The sequence below is a fragment of the Frankia sp. RB5 genome, from assembly GCF_059816245.1.
This window is the reverse complement of sequence record NZ_JCBATA010000045.1, coordinates 49457-66011: the sequence shown is the minus strand read 5'-3', so window position 1 is coordinate 66011 and position 16555 is coordinate 49457. Positions and strand designations below refer to the sequence as shown.

Sequence of the window (16555 nt, the reverse complement as noted above, 5' to 3'; positions counted from 1 at the left end):
GCATGCCAGTCCTGCGGGCTGGTGATCGACCGCGACCTGAACGCCGCGATCAACCTGCGTCACCTCGTCGCCGCTAGTACGTCGGAGACGGTAAACGCCCGTGGAGCCGACCATAAGACCCGCATGAGCGGGCGGGTGGCTGGGAAGCGGGAACCTGGCACGGCCAAGGCCGGTCAGACCAGGAGTGCCGGCGCGCAAGTGCCGGCGGCGTGAACGGCGAGCGCTATCGCTCATCGATCCGCAACGGTTTCTGGGACCGCGTCGTGGTTCAGGACTGACGCGGACCGTTCTGGTCCTCGGCGCTGGATTCCTCCTGATCCGGATCAGGATCCGGATCGCCGACGGATTCGCTGAAGGCGCGGGCGCGCTGCGCCGCGTCCGGGCTCGCACCCGAGAACAGCCGAGCGTCCTCGGTGGCGTCGGCGGTGTGGGCGGTGTCCTCGGCGGCCCGCTGCGCCGGCGCGGGCGGGGCGGCGGTGCGGCCATGCTGACCGGTCCGGTCGGACAGGGCCACGGAGGAGACCGGCACCCAGCTCTGCCGCCCGTCCTCGCGCTTGCGCAGCGGATGGTCGTCGGCGCCGTTGCCGTTCGGGCGAGCCTGCTGAGCGGGGGCGAACAGGTGGGCGGCGGCGTCGAACTCGATCCGGGTGCGGGGCAGGGCCGCGGGGTGATGGCGCTGGACCCAGACGACGAGCGCCTCCCGGACGTGGCAGCGCAGGTCGAAGGTGGTCGGCCCGTCCTTGCCGCTGACCAGGACCCGGATCCGGATGTGGTCGCCGACCGCGTCGGTCACCTGCAGCACGCAGGTCCGCCCGTCCCACAGGTCGGTGGACTCGACGACGCGGTGCAGCTCGGCGCGCATCCGCTCGAGCGGAATCTCCCAGTCCAGGTCGAGCTCCACCGCGCCGAGCACGGCGGACTCGCGGCGGGTCCAGTTCTGGAACGGCTCGGTGGTGAAGTACTTCGACGGCAGGATCAGCCGCCGGTCGTCCCAGATGTGCACGACCACGTACGTCAGGGTGATCTCCTCGATGCGGCCCCACTCCTCCTCGACGACCACCACGTCGTCGACGCGCAGCGCGTCGGTGAAGGCGATCTGCAGCCCGGAGAAGACGTTGGCCAGCGACGTCTGCGCGGCGAGGCCCGCGACGATACCGACGACGCCGGCGCTCGCGAAGATGCTCGCCCCCGCGACCCGCACGCTCGGGATCGTCATGAGCATGGAGGCGGCGGCGATCACCGCGATCACCACGACGGTGATCCGACGCAGCAGGCCGACCTGGGTGCGCACCCGGCGGGCGTGCCGGTTGTCGGCGACGTCGACCCGGTAGTGGGCCAGTGCCACCTCCTCGAAGACGAACGCGAGCACCGTCACGCACCAGGCGAGCCCGGCGATGAGCAGGATGCCGCAGACCCGCGCCGCGGACGCGGTCCAGTCCTGCTCGGGGGTCGCGCCCAGCGCGATCTGCAGCGCGATGAGGACCAGCGTCAGCCGCAGCGGCCGCGCGGCGCGTCGGGCCAGGTCGGCGACGATGCCCGAGTGCCGGCCGATTCGCAGTGCGACGCGGTGCACCACCAACGACGTGGCCAGGGCGAGCAGGACCGCGCCGGCGAGCACGGTCAGCACGGCGATCGTCGATCGCATGTCGGAGAACGAAAGGTCGGGCGCGGCGCTTGCACGCACAGGCGGGCTCCTCGTCCGTCGGGATTCGTTTCCCAAGTCCCCTGCCCATGCGCGGGCGCCACGACGAAGTGATACGCGTCATAGCCCCCCGGGGGTGTGGGTCAGCGGTCGTGGGTGGGGAGGAAGCGATACATCACGTAGAGGTCGACGTCGCCGAGCCAGGGGTGGCGAAAGGCGGCGGGCAGCGTCCCGACCAGGCGGAAGGCCAGGGAGCGCCACAGCGAGACCAGCCGGGGGTTGGCGGAGATCACCGCGTTGAGCTGCATCGCCCGATAGCCGCGGTCGGCCGCGTACTCGATCATCTGCTCGGCGGCGAGCCGGCTGGCGCTCTCCCAGTGCCCGCCGCCGCGCAGCCGCGGGCGGTGCGGCGGCCCGCCGTGGTCGACCCACTTCGGATCGACCAGCAGCGTGGCCTGCACGACGTGGTCGCCGAGGCCGGGCAGGCTGGGAACGAGCAGCGCGGTGGCGACGACCGTCGTCCCGTCCGGGCCGCCGCTCTCCTCCATGATCAGTACCTCGGCGGGCGACGGCAGCATCCAGGCGTCGCGTGCGGTGTCCTCATCGGTGTCCGGCGTCCAGGGGCACGTCTCGCCCTCGGCGACGACGGCGCGCCAGACAGGCCAGATCGCGTCCCAGTCCTCCGCGGACGCCCGCCGTGTGCGCACCTGTCCGATCCTGCCCGTCGACCACATCACCCGGGTAACGCCGAGGAGACGCCTGGCGCCGCGGCCGCAACGCCTGCGCGCCCGGTGGGTTCCCCTCGTCGATCCCGCGCTTACCGGCGACCCTATGCCCGGTATCGATCACCTGCCCGGCTTTGTCCGCGTGATCTGCTTCGCGTCGATCCGACGGTCACGGAATCTGTCGGCGCACCGTGAAGGTGGTGCATCCCTTCAGCCGGACCCGGCCGCTGAGTTCGTTGGGCTGATCGGCGCGGGGCCGCGTGGTGAGGTTGGCCATCCCATATCCCGCGGGCTGGTCGATCCACCGCTCGGCGGTGAAGTTCGCGACCCCGTCGGTGTAGGTGACCCGCATCAGGTATGAGCCGGAGGGAACGCCGGGATTGGTCGCGACCGCGTAGAAGTCGAACCTCGCCCAAAGATCCCGTGACGGCGTGGTGATGATGCTCAGCAGGACGCCGGTCACGCCCTGGGAACAGGTGTAGGCGCCACGCCAGCGACCGTTGAGGTCGACGGCCGCGGGCGCGGGGGTCGTCGCGGCGGGGGTCGTCGCGGCGGGGGTGGTGGGCGGCTGGGTGGGATCGCTGGACGGGCCGGTGCTCGGCGTGGGCACCGTGGGTGCGCTGGTCGGCGCGGCGGTCGGCGGCGTGGGGGGCGTGGCGGACGTGCTGCCGCCGCTGGTGACGACCATGGCGACGATCGTCACGGTCAGCACGCCGACGATGGCGATCGTGATGGGAATCCACTGGCTGGACAGCCAGGCCCGCCGGCCCGCCCGACGCGCCGCCGGTACCGCCCCCGGAGTCGGAGGCCGGCTGGGCCCGTCGGGGCTCGCCTCTGGTCCGAAAGGCGGTGTGGCTGGTCCGGAGGGGCTTCGCGCTGGCCCGGACGGGGGATACGGCCCGGGCGGTCCGAACCCGGCGGGCGCGCTGCCCGGCCCGGAGCGGGCGGCCTGGTGCGGCGGGACGAGGCGGGTGATCGGGAGCGGGACAGCCGCCTGGGCCGCGTGGCCTGTCAGCCGCCATTGCTCGTCGAGCAGTCGTGCCGTCGCGTCGGCCGGATCGGCGGCGTCGGGCAGCAGCCAGCGCAGCAGCGCCGCAGCGGTCGGTCGGCTGGCCGGATCAGGCCGCAGCGCCGCCTCGAGGATGGGGGCGAAACGTTCGGGGACACCGCGGATGTCCGGGCGCTCACCGATCACCCGGTAGATCAGTACCTCCGGGCGCCCCAGCCCGTACGGGGGGCGTCCCGTCGCGGCGAAGGCGACGGTCAGGGCCCACGAGAACACGTCGGCGGCCGGCCCGATCTGGTCCGCGGAGACCTGTTCGGGTGCCATGTAGCCCGGACTGCCCAGGATCGACCCCGGCCCGGTCAGGGGAGTCGCCTCGACCAGCCGGGACACCCCGAAGTCGATCACCTTTGGGCCGGTTGCCGACAGGATGACGTTGGACGGCTTGAGGTCGCGATGGACCACTCCCGCCTGGTGTATCGCGAGCAGCGCCTCGGCCAGGCAGGCGGCCAGCGTGTCCAGCACCGGTCCCGGCAGCGGGCCCTCGGCGTCGACGACCTCGGCCAGGCTCGATCCGGCGACGTACTCGGTGGCGAGCCACGGTCGGGGCGCGTCCGGATCAGCGGCGACGACACGGACCGCGCACGCCCCACCTACCGCGCGCGCCGCGTTCACCTCGCGCCGGAAGCGCAGTCGGAAATCGGGCTCGCCGGTCACGCGAGGCGAGATCAGCTTGATCGCGAGCGGCCGGCCGGCCGGACCGTTGGCGAGGTACACCACGCCCATGCCGCCCTCGCCCAACCGGGCCGCGATCGCATAGCCCCCGATCTCCGTCGGGTCGGTGCGGCGCAGTGGTGACACCGGCACGGTCGGCGAGCTCCTCTCCGCACGGGCGGCATCCGGCGGTGCGAACCGGTGTTTCACCGTAGACCGGACCGTCTGACATCGACTGTCCGGTTGCCGACCGCGAAGTCAGCCAGTCCCGGCAGCACAAGTCAGCCAGTCCCGGCAGCACAGTCAGGACTTCGGTACATGACCACCGCTCGCGTCGCGGCTGGGGTCGCGCGACGAACAGTTCCGGGCAGCGACCACGCCGGTGCAGCAAGTTGATCGGCGGTTGAATCGCACCCGCGTCGCGGCGCCTACCGTGTCCGGAGCACCTACATCGGCCAATCCGAAGCGCCGTCGATGCAACGGCTGGTGACTGTTCGGCATTTCCGCCCCCTGGGCCGCCAGGTGGAAGGTCGGGGGGCCGTACGCTGCATCGGACATCGGCCGCATCCGGCCGAAGCTGGAGGGGAAGCGAGTCATGGTCGCCGGATACGAGGCCTTCGAGTCAGAACTACCCGATCTCTCAGAGATCGATCTCGCCCACCTTCAAGATCACAAGAATCGGCGCATCCGGGACGCCGTGGTCGCGCTTCGGCGGGCTTCCGAGGCCCCGTTGGGCGCACAGTCCGGATTCAACTCCGTCATCGGGGCGCCGCCCGTGACGGATTGACCCGGAAAAGGGATGGTCCGGTCACGGCGGTGGAGGGTCGATTTCGAAGTCGATGCGATCTCCGGCGGAGATCTTCGCGAATATCGGATGTTCGGATCCGAGTCCCGCGTGGAGTTCCTCCAGCACCTCCGGGCTGACGGTGTTTCCGACTCCATCGATGCCCGCGTTCGCCAGGCTGGTCGCACGGTTGGCCGTGGAAATCATGGTCTGCGGATGCTCATAGCCGAGGTGCGTCTGCAGACTGCTCTCGACCAGCCGGTCAAGCTGGTTCCTTTCGTGCACCCTTCCGAGGTCGTCAAGGCAGTTGGCGAGATTGGCAGCACCGTAGTAAATGAACGGATGGCCAGGGGGAAGGGATGACTGCAGCTTGGCGAGTGTCTGTTCGGCGATCGTCGCCGCGGCCGCCGCGTTGCCGAGCCGGCGGCTGGTGACGGCCAGGGCGTTCGCCGCGCCCAGCGTATCGAGGCTGTCCGCTCCCAGATGGTTCTGGGCGCGATGGAGTGTGTCTTCGGCCAGCCGACGGGCGGCGACCTTCTCCCCGGCCAGGCAGAGATCATAGGTCAGGCTGACGGCGGTGGCAAGGGTCTCGCGATGGTCCAGACCGAATCGGTCACGAAACGCTCTGAAAGTGGATTCGGAGATTCGGCGAGATTCATCCTCTCGGCCACACCACCTCAGGGACACTGCGAAGTTACGAAGCGATCTCAGTGTATCCGCGTGGTCCTCGCCGAGATTTTCTCTGCACTCCTCCTGCGTTTTTTGCAGTATGGCGAGTGACTCCAGGTACCGTCCGCACTCCCGCAGATCCCGGGCGTAGCTGTCAGTATACTGAAGAATGTCAACCTTCTTGGCGGGGGGCTCCTGTGCGCGTACGCGCTCATGAATGTCTCGACTTAGCTCGAGGGCCCGGCGGAAGTCGCCGACGAAGCGCAGGGAGACGGCCAGGTTGTTCGCTGCGCTGATTCCGTCCTCGCGGTCAAGCCAGCTGTTGATCCGAAATCGTTCGTATGTCTGTTCGTCGAGTGCGCGTGCCTGCTGGTACTGCCGCATCCCCCGGAGGTCACCACCGAGCGCCCGCGCCGCGCGCAACGACAGGTCGTGGTCGCGGCCGAGGGCGCGGACGAGTCGCTCCCTCGCCGCCTCGTCCAGCTCTCGAGCCGTCGTCGGATCGCCCAGCGCGCGAAGGCTGTCAGCAAGATCGAGGGCGATCCGCAGGGTCCGCCGGTCGTCTTCGCCGAAATTGTCACGCCAGACAGGAAGAATCTCGCTGGCGAGTTCTCGACAGTCACCGAGGTGCCGCTGCGTGTACAGGCTACGGACAACGTTACGGACCAGCTCGGAGACAGCCCTGACGGTGGAGTGGACCGCGTCCGCCGCCCGGATGTGCGGGCGTAGCTGGGCATAGCGAGTCCATGCCTGCGGGCCGTCGGGGTCGCCCGGATCGGCGGCAGCCAGCAGCTCCTGGGCCCGCCGACGGGCCTGCGCCCTGCGTTGTGGCGTCAGATCGTCGCGGAGGACCGCCTGCACCAGACGGTGCATCTCCAGGCAGGAACTCCCGTCCTTGTCCACCACCCGAGCCAGCGCGTGCTCGGTCACGTTGCGCACCGCGGTTGCCAGCAGGAGAGGATCCCGCAGCGCCTGGTCGTCGGGATCTGACAGGTCGCGAAGGTCGTCTCCGGCCAGGATCTCCATACTGATCGGCTCCGGGCCGAGGAAGGCACACAGTTCGGCGAGCCGCGCCGCGACCGGCATCTGCTCGCGGAGCCGCTCGACCGACAGGAGCCAGGTGCGGGCGACCGGTCTGGGATAGGTGGGAATCTCCCCTTCCAGCAGCAGCGGGCGCGGGCTGCGTTCGAGGAGCTCCAGATAGCCCTCGGCGGACATCCCGGTCTCGGCATGCCAGGCGCCGGCGTGCTCCAGGGCCAGGGGCAGGTCGCCCAGGGCCTCGGCCAGGCGGGCCGCCATGTCCTCGGTGAGTGAGGGGGCCCGTCGCCGCAGCAGGGCCACACTCTCGTCCCGGCTGAACACCCCGACCTCCAGGCGGGCCTGTCGTCCCTGCCAGCGCTGGTTGCGGGAGGTGACGAGCACGTGACCCGGTCCGGATGGCATCAGCGGGGCGATGTCTTCCGGGCTCTCGGCGTTGTCGAAGACCAGGAGCCAGCGTCGGTAGGGATCCCCCCGCCGAAGCGCGTTGATCACTTCTGTGACGGGCTCGTGCCCGGGCCGCTCCGGCAGGTGCAACGCGTCGGTCAGCGCGGCCAGGCTGCTGCGGACCAGGGCCGGTTGGTCGCAACCGACCCAGCAGACCAGGTCGTAGGAGGATCCGAAGCGGTGGGCGTATTCCCCGGCGATCTGGGTCTTGCCGACTCCACCCAGACCCTGCAGGACGAGCGTGCGGGTAGGTGCCGCATCGGTGCCGACGAAGCGTTCGCGTAGTGCGGCCAGCTGGTCCTCCCGACCGACGAAGGCCGGATTCCGGGCCGGGACGCCGGTCCAGATCTGCGGCGGCGCGCCGGGAAAGCGCGCGGAGGTCGTTGATCTGGCCAGCGGCGGAGTGTCGGGGGACCGGCGGGTGGGGCGGCCGACTGCGGCGAACAGCGCCCGCCGTGCCGCGCCCTCGTCCAGCCCAACCAGCTCGGTGAGGTCGAGGCCGTCGAACTCGGCCGGTAGCTCCACATCCTTCACCCGCAGGGCGAGCGGCGGGTGAACGGCGCCGACCCCGCCACCGGCCACGTCCGCGCGCAGGTGGTCCGTGCTGTCGGGGGAGCTGACATACGCGGGGGAGAGCACGACGACCGTGCGGACGTCCGCGTCCCCGGTGGTTTTCGGCGCGGCGCCGTCCCGCCCGTCGAGCGACTCGACGGTCACGGCGAAGCCCACCGTCGCCAGCTCTCCGGCGATCCAGTCGGCCCAGTTGCGGTCGCGCGGGGCGTGGCTCACGTGTATCGCCAGGGGTATCTCGGCCTGCTGGCGCTCGAATCGCGCGAGGTGACGCCGCCGCTGCCGTTCGTCCTGCGCGGGCAGCTCGCTGACTTCGCCTTCGGTGAGATGCGCGGTCAGCCGCTCGTACGCCGCGAGCAGCGTGCCCTCCTGGTGGGGACGGTCGCCGAAGACCGCCAGGATCTCCTCGTAGGAGTAGTACGGCTTGTAGGGAATCTCGACGTCGCCCCAGTATCGTTCCCGCTCGCCGGGGTCCATGCCTCGCAGAAAGGAGTCGAAGGTGGCGCGGGCGACATCACGACCCCGTTCGAGTTTTGCGCGCTCGCTGTCCTCCACCCGCATCGGAACGGGCAGAATTCGAATTCCGCGGTCGCGTTCCGGGCCGGCGATCGAGCGTGCGACGGCGGCGGCTCCTTCGATGCTCTGCGCGCTGAGGGTGAAGCAGTTCACGACGATGTCGGGCAGGTGTAGCGTACAGATTCCCGCCGTGTCGCTCAGGCCCGTCCTACTGTCTATCAGGATCCAGTCGTAGGACTCGCGCATGCTTTCCGCGACGGCGTCGAGGAAATCTGCTCCGCCGCGCTCCTCGTAGAAGGAGGTCCAGTCGAACGAGCTCAGCCGCCGGGAGTACGCGGCGTCGTGCCGCCCCGAGCACACGAAGTCAACTGTCCCGCCGTCGGGAAAATCCCAGTTCAGGGATTCGGCGTACGGGGTGATCGCGCTGGCCCGCTCCAGCCAGTCCTCCTCCCCGCGGATCGGGGGAGACAGTGCGGCAGCGGTGAAGTCCCAGATCAGATCCATTACCCCACGGGTCGAGCGCAGCTGCGGGTCGTGCAGGAACGGATGGAAGTACCGCTGGAGGCCGGGTGCTTCGAGATCCCAGTCCACGACGAGGACCCGCCGGCCGTTACTCGCCAGCAGCCAGGCGGTGTTGGCGAGCGCCATCGAACGCCCCGTACCACCCTTGTAGGAGTAGAAGGTGACGATGCGCCCCTCCGATGCGACTGACACGGTCTTCTCCTACGGGCCGTCGAGAAACGGCCGACGACGTGGGGGAGAGCTCGGCCGGCGGACCGCGGATGGCGCCCGGAAGACGCGGGCCTGGGTGTCCACGAGTAGTTGCAGAAGCGAGGTGTCGAACTCCTCCTGGCTGTGGATCTCCATACGGAGAAAGTTGTCTCCCCGAACGACGTTCTTCCACAGCGCGCGCTCGAGCGATTCCTTCAGGGCGGTCGCGTGCGTGGCTGTCTCGGCGTCCTCCGGGTTCCAGGGCACCAGGACGCCGGTGAAGGGCTCGTTGCGGTCGTCGTACTCCCGCAGCGCGCTGTAGTAGTAGTCGAGCTGGGACGCCCAGGCGTCGACGATGAAGATGACCACCTCGTTGCGCTTACGAGAGGTCTCGAGGAGCTCGCTGATCCCGTTCTGGAGTCTGACGATCTGAGAGGACATGTCGTGGCGAGCGGCAACCGCCTGAGCGGAGACGCACACCCGCTGGGGAAAGCGAGGGTGGTACGGCATCCACTCGTCGTACTGGTTGCCGTAGGACTCCAGCTTGCTGCGCAGACGTGACAGTTCCGCGGTCGAGGCGACCGCCAGCACGAACGTCACCCGTTTGGGACCTCCACCCTCCTCGCCTGCCCCGGCCGGCTCGCCCATGATCCCGGGAGGAAGGCCCCGGGCGACGGTGGTGGCGATCTCAGCCGGGGCCCCGGCACGGTCATCGCGTGGCGTGCCCGGCGGGGAAACACCCATGGCCCCAGAGCCGGGCGCATCGTCCCGCTCGCCCGGGTAGTCATCCTCACCCGCCGCCGCATCCGGGCCGAGGGCGGAGCCCACGACCGCGATGCTCGGCCGATCGGCAACGGGGCCGGACGGTTGGAAGGCGCTATGGATCTTGTCGAAATCTGGCGCCCTGGTCAGTGGAGGTAACGCTGAGTTCTCCGCGAGATACACGATCCGTTCCGCCAGCGTCACCAGGAACTCCTGGTACTCGTCGTGGTTCCGTGTCAGCTGGAGCAGGTAGCGCAGCCCGTGGCGAGCGTAAAGCTTCCCGAAACCGACGTGATCATACTGCAGTTCCGCGAGGACCGCCGGCGGATCTGGCAGCGGGGTCCAGATCACGGGGAGAAGTGTCGGCGAGCGCACTCCGCCGCTCTCCTGCCCGTGCTGGCGGCGGTCCTCGAATGCACGCCACTCCCGGCCGCAGTACTCGCTGGCGAAAAAGCTCCGGGAACAGATCGCGACGAAGGTCCGGCACCGGCGAAGCGCCTCGGCGAGCTCCGCGGACCACGCCTCGCCGGGTTGGATGCTGGTGGTGTCAAGGAAACCGACCTCCTCGGCGGAGGGATGGCCACAGCGGGCGCGCACCTCTCGCCGCAGATCGCCCACGAAGCGGTGCAGGTAGCTGTCACCCTGGCCGTCGAGGCGCGCATAGCTGAGAAAGAAGTACAGGGGCAGCCCGGCCATCTGGCGTCAACCGCGTCGCCGCTGGCGCGGAGAGAGCCACACAGGCGGGCGCGACCGCGGGCGTCGATCAGACCTGCCCGCCAGGATACCGGGCTTTTGATCCGCTGGCCTCGGGCAGCCCGGTCGGTGGTTCGGCGGCTCGCGGAGGGCTTCCGCGGGCGCCCGCCGTGGTCTGTCGTTTCCCATCCAGTGCCCCCGCACCCCGCGCAGCCCGCTTCCCGGCCGCGACAGGTGTCGATGAGTCGCGGAATCCGAGTCTACGACGTGGTCTCGGATCGGGTGTGAGCATCGGTTCCCAGGTTGGGCCGGTGGGTTGGCCGCATTGCGCGCGCCGGCCGCCGGGGACGGCTAGATTTGGAAGATCAGGGTGGGCCGGGGAGGTAATGCAGTGTCCAGCGGATCGGCAGGCATCGAGTCTCACCAGCCCGATATGACCGGACTCGATCTAGAAATGATCTTGAAAGTCCCCGGTGTGGAGCTCGGTCGCGCGCTGCGCCGACTCCGCCGGGAGGCTACTGCCTCACTGTCCCGATACTCGGGTTTCGCGAGCGTCGCGCCATCGGCAGACCAGGTGGTCTCGGTCGGCCCTGGCAATGACGCTTGAGTTTTCCGGGGCGGGTCCGCCCGCCACCTCCGAATGGCCGTATAATGTCCCGTTCGAGGAGCTCGTCGGCCAATCGTACTGGCTAGGCGAGCCCTTCCAGCAGGTCGTTCTCAAGGTGCACAGCAGGTGCAATCTTTCTTGCACCTACTGCTACGTCTATCACCAGGCGGACCAGGGTTGGCGAGATCAGCCCGTGGTGATGAGCCGGCGGACTGTAGAGGCGACGGCCGCGCGGGTCGCGGCTCACGCACGCAGGCACAGCCTTGCGGACGTGCAGATAGTCCTGCACGGCGGCGAGCCGGTGCTGGCCGGAACCGATCTGCTCGAGCACGTGGTCGACACGTTTCGGGACGTAATGCCGGCAGCGAGCCGGCTCACGTTCAGCCTGCAGACCAATGCGACGCTGCTCGACGGCGCCATGCTTGAGCTGTGTCGTGCCCGGGAGATCCAGATCGGGGTGAGCCTCGACGGCGGAGCGGCTCGGCACAACCGGCGGCGGCCGCGGCGGAACGGCCGCGACAGCTTCGACGCGGTGCGGGCCGGGCTTGCGCGGCTGACAGCCGAGCCATTCCGTGTCGTTTTCGGGGGCCTGCTCTGCGTCGTCGATCCGGCGAACGACCCGGTGGAGGTCTACGAGGGTCTGCTCGCGTGGCATCCACCCGCGGTCGACTTCCTGCTACCGCACGGGAACTGGTCGGCCCGCCCACCCGGGCGGGTGGCGGACGATCGGCGTACGCCGTATGCGGACTGGCTCGTAACTCTGTTCGACCGGTGGTACTCCGCGCCGGAGCACGAAACGGACGTACGTCTGTTCGAGGAGATCATCGTAATGCTCCTCGGTGGCCACAGCAGGATCGAGACCGTGGGCCTCACCCCGTCCGCCGTGATCGTGGTCGAGACGGACGGCTCGCTGGAGCAGGTCGACGCGCTCAAGTCCGCCTACCACGGCGCGGCGGGGACTGGTCTGCACGTTGACCGGGACGACCTTGATGCCGCGCTGCGTCATCCGGGCATCGTGGCGCGGCAGATCGGCGCGGCGGCGCTCGGCGCCGAGTGCTCGCGTTGCCCCGTCCATCGAGTCTGCGGCGGCGGGTACTACCCACATCGCTACCGGCCCGGATCGGGCTTCCGGAACCGCTCGGTGTACTGTCCGGACCTGTTCGCACTCATCACGCACATAGGCCGTCGGATCCGGGCCGATCTCGACGATGCCCGGCGCCGGACCGAGTGAGCGTGCGGTTCCACCAGCTCGCCGAGTCCGATTTCGACGAGCTGGCGGCCGGGCGTGCGGGGGACGATCTCATCCATCGCCTGCGGGCGACCCAGCTGAGCCGGCGGATGCTGGCGCTACGCGCCGTCATGGACGACGCCGCGCGGCTCGTCCCCGACGCGGCCGCCGACAGTGGGCTGGCCCACAGCTACGGAGCCCTCGCCGCGGCCCAGCAGGCGCGCCCGGACACGGTCGCCGAACTGCTGACGTCGCCGGGATTCGGGCTGTGGACGATGTACTGCCTACGGCGAATGCGTGGCACGGTGTCGTCCGCCGTTCCGATCGCGGGTGATCTCGCTGGCCTCGGCGCCCTGGCCGTCGTGGCCGCGCTGCGGACCGGCATCGACATCGAGGTGACCCTCTTCGCCTGGCAGGGTGAGCTGGTGCTGCCCACGGTTGGTCGCCATCGCGGAGTGCTGGCCGGCTGGCTGCGGGGGCGGGTGGCCGGCGGCGAGCTCACCATCCATGCGCGCGTTCCGCGGCCCGGGGGCGTCACGCGGATGAGGATCTCGTGGCGTTCGGAGTCCGGCGACGACCCAGGACCCTGCGGTTCGGCCCGTTCCTGGCGGCGGGTTCCGGCCCTGCGCAGCGAGATGGCCGGGCGAGGGATAGACCTGCGGCTCGACTTCGTCGACCCGGTTCGTCACCACCTCGGACTGCCCGTGAGTGGTGACCTCGAGCCGGAAATGATCGAGCAGTGGCAGAGACGCCTGGACGACGGATGGCGAATCCTGTGGCAGCGGGATCAGGTGGCGGCCCGGGCCCTTGCCGCGGCGGTCACCACGATCTTCCCGTTGCGCGCGACGGACGGCGCGACCGAACTGAGCGCCTCGGCCGGGGATGCCTTCGGAGCGGTCGCGATGACCTTGCCGCGGGACGGCCTGTCCTGCGCCGCGGCCCTGCTGCACGAGTTCCAGCACAACAAGCTGTCCGCCCTGCTCGACCTGTTCACACTGTGTGAACCGGCGGATGGCCGGCTGTTCTACGCGCCCTGGCGGGCCGATCCGCGCCCGCTTGCCGGCCTTCTGCAGGGTGCCTACGCCTATCTCGGCCTCACGAAGTTCTGGGACGACGAACGCCGGGCGCATCCGGACCATCGATATGCGCACTTCGAGTTCGCCCGGTGGCGGGAGGACGTGTGGCGAGTTCTGATCATCATGCGGTTGTCCGGGGCGATGACCCCGCTCGGGCTGCGCTTCCTGGACGGCATGCAGGCGGCGGTCTGGGCGCACCGGCTGGCGACAGTGCCGGACGAGCCGCGGTGGCTGGCCGCGTGGATCAGCGCCGAGAGCAGGCTCAGCTGGCGGCTGCGCAATCTCGAGCCGTCAGCCGACCAGGTCGTGCCGCTCGCGCGAGCGTGGCTCGCGGGGCGGCCGGCTCCCGCTGACCTGCGGGTGTCCGCCCGGGTGCAGGCGGGGCCGCGAGCGCTGCCGCGGAGCATCCAGCTGGAGCTCGCACATCTCCGGCTTCGCGAGCCGAAAGCCTTCCAGGCCGCGTGGGAGGGCGTACCCGGTGCCCTTGGCGACGACGTCCCGGCGGCGGAGCAGGCGCACGCGCTCGGAGACCTCGCGGCGGCCGAGGACGGCTATCGGGCCCGAATCGCAGAGGATCCGCGCCGCCTCGATGCCTGGTCCGGGCTTGCCCTGTGCGCCTGGGAGTCGAAGGCAGCCAGCGCTCGGACGCTGGCCACCTGCCCGGAACTCGTCCGCGCGTTGCATCATGCGGTCGAGGAGCTGAGCGGGCGGCGGCCCGATCCCGTGCTCCTCTCGTCCTGGTTGCCCGCTTCGTCGGCGCACTCGGCCAACGCGGGCCCCGGGCTATAGCGGCGGCGGCTCGAAGTCGAAGTCGAGGCGCTCGCCGCGCAGGCCCGCCTGCACGTCTGGATGCTCCTCGCTAAGAACGCGCCGGTAGCGGCGCATCGTGTCCTCGGCGAGCGCCTTGCTCTCGTCCGCCCGTCCCGTGGCATCCATGTCCAGCGCCACATTGGTCGCGCAGACCAGGGTGTGCGGGTGGTCGGGACCGAGCAGCTCCCGGAAGTTGGCCAGCGTCCGCTCGCCCATCGCCAGCGCCTCGTCGGGGTGCCCGAGCGCGGCGCGCACCGTGGCCAGATTCGTCACACAGGTCAGGGTGTAGTGATGGTCTTCACCCAGCCGTGCCCGCAGGCCGGTGAGCGCGTCGGTGAGCAGCTCCTCGGCGTCCGGAACCCGGTCGAGCTGGCGGTACACCAGAGCGAGGTTCAACGCGCAGCCGTGGGTGTACGGGTGTTCGGGGCCGAGGACGTCGCGGAACCGGCGGATGGTCTTCTCGATCCGTTCGGTCGCCTCGTACGGGTCGGCAGCCACCCGTTGCGCGTTTCCCAGGCTGATCGCGGCGGCGAGACTGTCGGGATGTTCCGAGCCGAAGTTCGGCGCATCGGTGTACCGCTCGTACACTTCGCGCGCGAGCTCCAGCGCACCGACGAAGTCGCCGGCCTTGCGCCGCGCCACGGAGAGGTCCTTCGCCGCCAGCAGAACATAACTGTGATCAGCGGGGATCACGCGGCGCTGAACCAGATCCCGGCAGAGGAGATTGACCTGCTCCGCCAACTGCCTGGCCTCCAGGTAGAGGCCGGCCTGGCGCCGATCGCGGGCGACCGCGGTCATGGACTGGGCCACCCACATGTCCTCCCCGCCCGCCGCCGCACGACGATCCGCCAGGGTGCGCTCGTCGGCCTCGAGGGCACGGCCGTAGGAGCCGATCAGTCCGTAGTCGACGGAGAGGTTGTTGGCGGCCCGCAGGGTGGCGGGATCCTCCTCACCGAACAGCGCCCGGTGCCGGGCCAGGGAGTCCTCGTCGAGCCGCCATGCCTCCTGGAACTCGCCGCGGGCACGCAGATCCGCGCCGTGGCCGTTCAGGATCAGCAGGGTCTCCTCGTGGTCCGCGCCAAGCACCCGGGTGATGGCCTCGAGGGTGGGCCGGCGCAGCTCGTAGGCCTCCCGATAGCGACCGAGGGTCCACAGGATGTTCGCCTTGATGCCCTGGAGGACGAGCACGTCCGGGTCGTCCGGCCCGGAATCGGCGATCCAGGACTCGAGCGCCCGGTCCGCCTCGACCAGGCCGATGGTGAGGTCGCCGGTATGGAAGAGATAGCGCACGATGGCCTCGACCAGCCGGCGCGCGGGGGGCTCCTTCGCCCGGTAGACCTCCGAGGGCACGATGTGCGGCAGCAACTGGTTGAGCTGCGGCCAGTTCTGCTGGCGGTCCGGGTCGCCGGGGTCGGAGGCGACCAGCAGCTGGTGCACCTCGTCACGGATGCGCTCCCGATCCTCGGCGGGCAGCTCCTCGCGGATGGCGATCTGGACGAGCCGGTGCACCTGCAGCGTCCGCGCGCTGGTGTCGATGCGGGCCAGGGCGTAGCGGCCGATGTCGCGGATCGCGCGACTGACCGCGAGGCGGTCCCGCATCGCCGTGCCGAAGTCGGAGTTGAGGATGTACTTGCCGCGGTCGAGCAGCTCCAGGGAGATCGGCTCCGGGCCGAAGAAGGCGCAGCGACGCAGCAGCCGCAGCGCGAACGGCGACTGCTCCTCCAGCCGGCTCATCGACAGGCTCCACACCGCCGCCACCGACATCGGATAGTCGGTGGGCTGGCTCTCCGCGAGCAGCCGGCCGGACGCCTCGCGGAAGAGCTGCAGATACTCCTGGGCGGCCATGCCCGTCTCGAACTGCAGCGCGCCAGCCTGCTCGAGGGCGAGCGGGAGGTCACCGAGCGCCCCGGCCAGCTCGATCGCGTCGCTCGCGGTGATCCCCGGGACCCGCCGGCTCAGGAACTGCACGCTCTCGGCACGGTCGAAGACGTTGACCTCGATCGCGTCGACCTGGCCCAGCCAGCTCCGGTCGCGTGAGGTCACGAGGACATGGCCCGGGCCATGCGGGATGAGGGAGCGGATCAGCTCGGGGCTCTCGGCGTTGTCGAAGACGAGCAGCCAGCGCCGGTAGGGGTCGCCGCGGCGCAGGGCGTCCAGGACCAGGGCGACGGCGTCCTCGGTGCGCAGGGGGCCGCCCTCCGTCAGGCCGAGGCGCGGGGCGAGTGCGGCGAGGGCGGAACGGATGACCGCCGGCTGTTCGGCGCCGACCCACCACACGAGGTCGTAGTCGGTCTGATAGCGGTGGGCGTACTCGACGGCGAGCTGGGTCTTACCGACCCCGCCCATCCCCTGCAGGGCGTGCGGCAACACCGCCGTGACATCGAGGCTGTCCGACGTGATCCGGCCTCGCAGCTCGGCGAGCAGACCTTCCCGGCCGGTGAAGTTCTTGTTCCGTTGCGGCACGCTTCCCCACACGATCGGCACACGCCGACCGGTGTCCTGCACCGGAACCGAACTTACCACCGCGTCCACCCTGTTGTCCCCCGCGTCAGTCGGCTGG

The 16555-nt window shown here is 70.0% G+C and carries 9 protein-coding genes and 1 pseudogene; 4 read left to right on the top strand and 6 right to left on the bottom strand.

What is annotated here, in order from left to right; genetic code table 11:
• A pseudogene (locus tag AC6EXY_RS22340) lies at positions 1 to 213 on the top strand (IS607 family element RNA-guided endonuclease TnpB); the annotation flags it as partial.
• Positions 214 to 268: 55 nt separating this feature from the next.
• Here AC6EXY_RS22340 and AC6EXY_RS22335 read toward each other — a convergent pair.
• The 5 genes from AC6EXY_RS22335 to AC6EXY_RS22315 all read right to left on the bottom strand — a co-directional run bounded on the left by AC6EXY_RS22335 (position 269) and on the right by AC6EXY_RS22315 (position 10277).
• Positions 269 to 1684: a mechanosensitive ion channel family protein gene (locus AC6EXY_RS22335; RefSeq protein WP_101833513.1), complete on the bottom strand. Its 1416-nt coding sequence runs from the start codon at positions 1682 to 1684 to the stop codon at positions 269 to 271.
• 101 nt (positions 1685 to 1785) lie between these two features.
• Complete coding sequence (locus AC6EXY_RS22330; protein WP_101833514.1) at positions 1786 to 2349, bottom strand: GNAT family N-acetyltransferase; 564 nt, start codon at positions 2347 to 2349, stop codon at positions 1786 to 1788.
• A 187-nt stretch (positions 2350 to 2536) separates the two neighbouring features.
• Positions 2537 to 4237 carry a serine/threonine-protein kinase gene (locus tag AC6EXY_RS22325; RefSeq protein WP_499817980.1) on the bottom strand — a complete coding sequence of 567 codons (1701 nt, stop codon included), beginning with the start codon at positions 4235 to 4237 and terminating at the stop codon, positions 2537 to 2539.
• A gap of 655 nt (positions 4238 to 4892) precedes the next feature.
• Positions 4893 to 8822, bottom strand: coding sequence for an FxSxx-COOH system tetratricopeptide repeat protein (fxsT, locus tag AC6EXY_RS22320; RefSeq protein WP_499817979.1), 3930 nt, complete (start codon positions 8820 to 8822; stop codon positions 4893 to 4895).
• Positions 8823 to 8831: 9 nt separating this feature from the next.
• Positions 8832 to 10277, bottom strand: a complete 1446-nt coding sequence (locus AC6EXY_RS22315; protein WP_101836133.1) for a TIR-like protein FxsC — start codon at positions 10275 to 10277, stop codon at positions 8832 to 8834.
• A 430-nt stretch (positions 10278 to 10707) separates the two neighbouring features.
• Here AC6EXY_RS22315 and AC6EXY_RS22310 point away from each other — a divergent pair, with 430 nt between their 5' ends.
• From AC6EXY_RS22310 to AC6EXY_RS22300, 3 genes are read left to right on the top strand one after another with little or no spacing between them, the layout of a single operon-like run.
• On the top strand, positions 10708 to 10881 hold the full coding sequence (locus AC6EXY_RS22310) for an FxSxx-COOH-like cyclophane-containing RiPP peptide (protein ID WP_499817981.1): 174 nt from the start codon (positions 10708 to 10710) through the stop codon (positions 10879 to 10881).
• On the top strand, positions 10871 to 12112 hold the full coding sequence (locus AC6EXY_RS22305) for an FxsB family cyclophane-forming radical SAM/SPASM peptide maturase (protein WP_101836131.1): 1242 nt from the start codon (positions 10871 to 10873) through the stop codon (positions 12110 to 12112). The genes AC6EXY_RS22310 and AC6EXY_RS22305 overlap by 11 nt, the downstream gene beginning before the upstream one ends.
• 2 nt (positions 12113 to 12114) lie before the next feature.
• Positions 12115 to 13974 carry an HEXXH motif domain-containing protein gene (locus AC6EXY_RS22300; protein WP_499817978.1) on the top strand — a complete coding sequence of 620 codons (1860 nt, stop codon included), beginning with the start codon at positions 12115 to 12117 and terminating at the stop codon, positions 13972 to 13974.
• Here the strand turns inward: AC6EXY_RS22300 and fxsT (AC6EXY_RS22295) are convergent.
• A complete protein-coding gene (gene fxsT, locus AC6EXY_RS22295; RefSeq protein ID WP_499817977.1) occupies positions 13969 to 16518 on the bottom strand; it encodes an FxSxx-COOH system tetratricopeptide repeat protein in 2550 nt (849 codons plus the stop codon). The two genes, AC6EXY_RS22300 and fxsT (AC6EXY_RS22295), sit on opposite strands and share 6 nt — an antisense overlap.
• Positions 16519 to 16555 lie beyond the last annotated feature (37 nt).

Coding starts and splice junctions, on each gene's coding strand:
- AC6EXY_RS22315 (WP_101836133.1), bottom strand. CDS start 10,277: ATGGCCGGGCTGCCCCTGTACTTCTTTCTCAGCTATGCGCGCCTCGAC.
- AC6EXY_RS22310 (WP_499817981.1), top strand. CDS start 10,708: ATGACCGGACTCGATCTAGAAATGATCTTGAAAGTCCCCGGTGTGGAG.
- AC6EXY_RS22305 (WP_101836131.1), top strand. CDS start 10,871: ATGACGCTTGAGTTTTCCGGGGCGGGTCCGCCCGCCACCTCCGAATGG.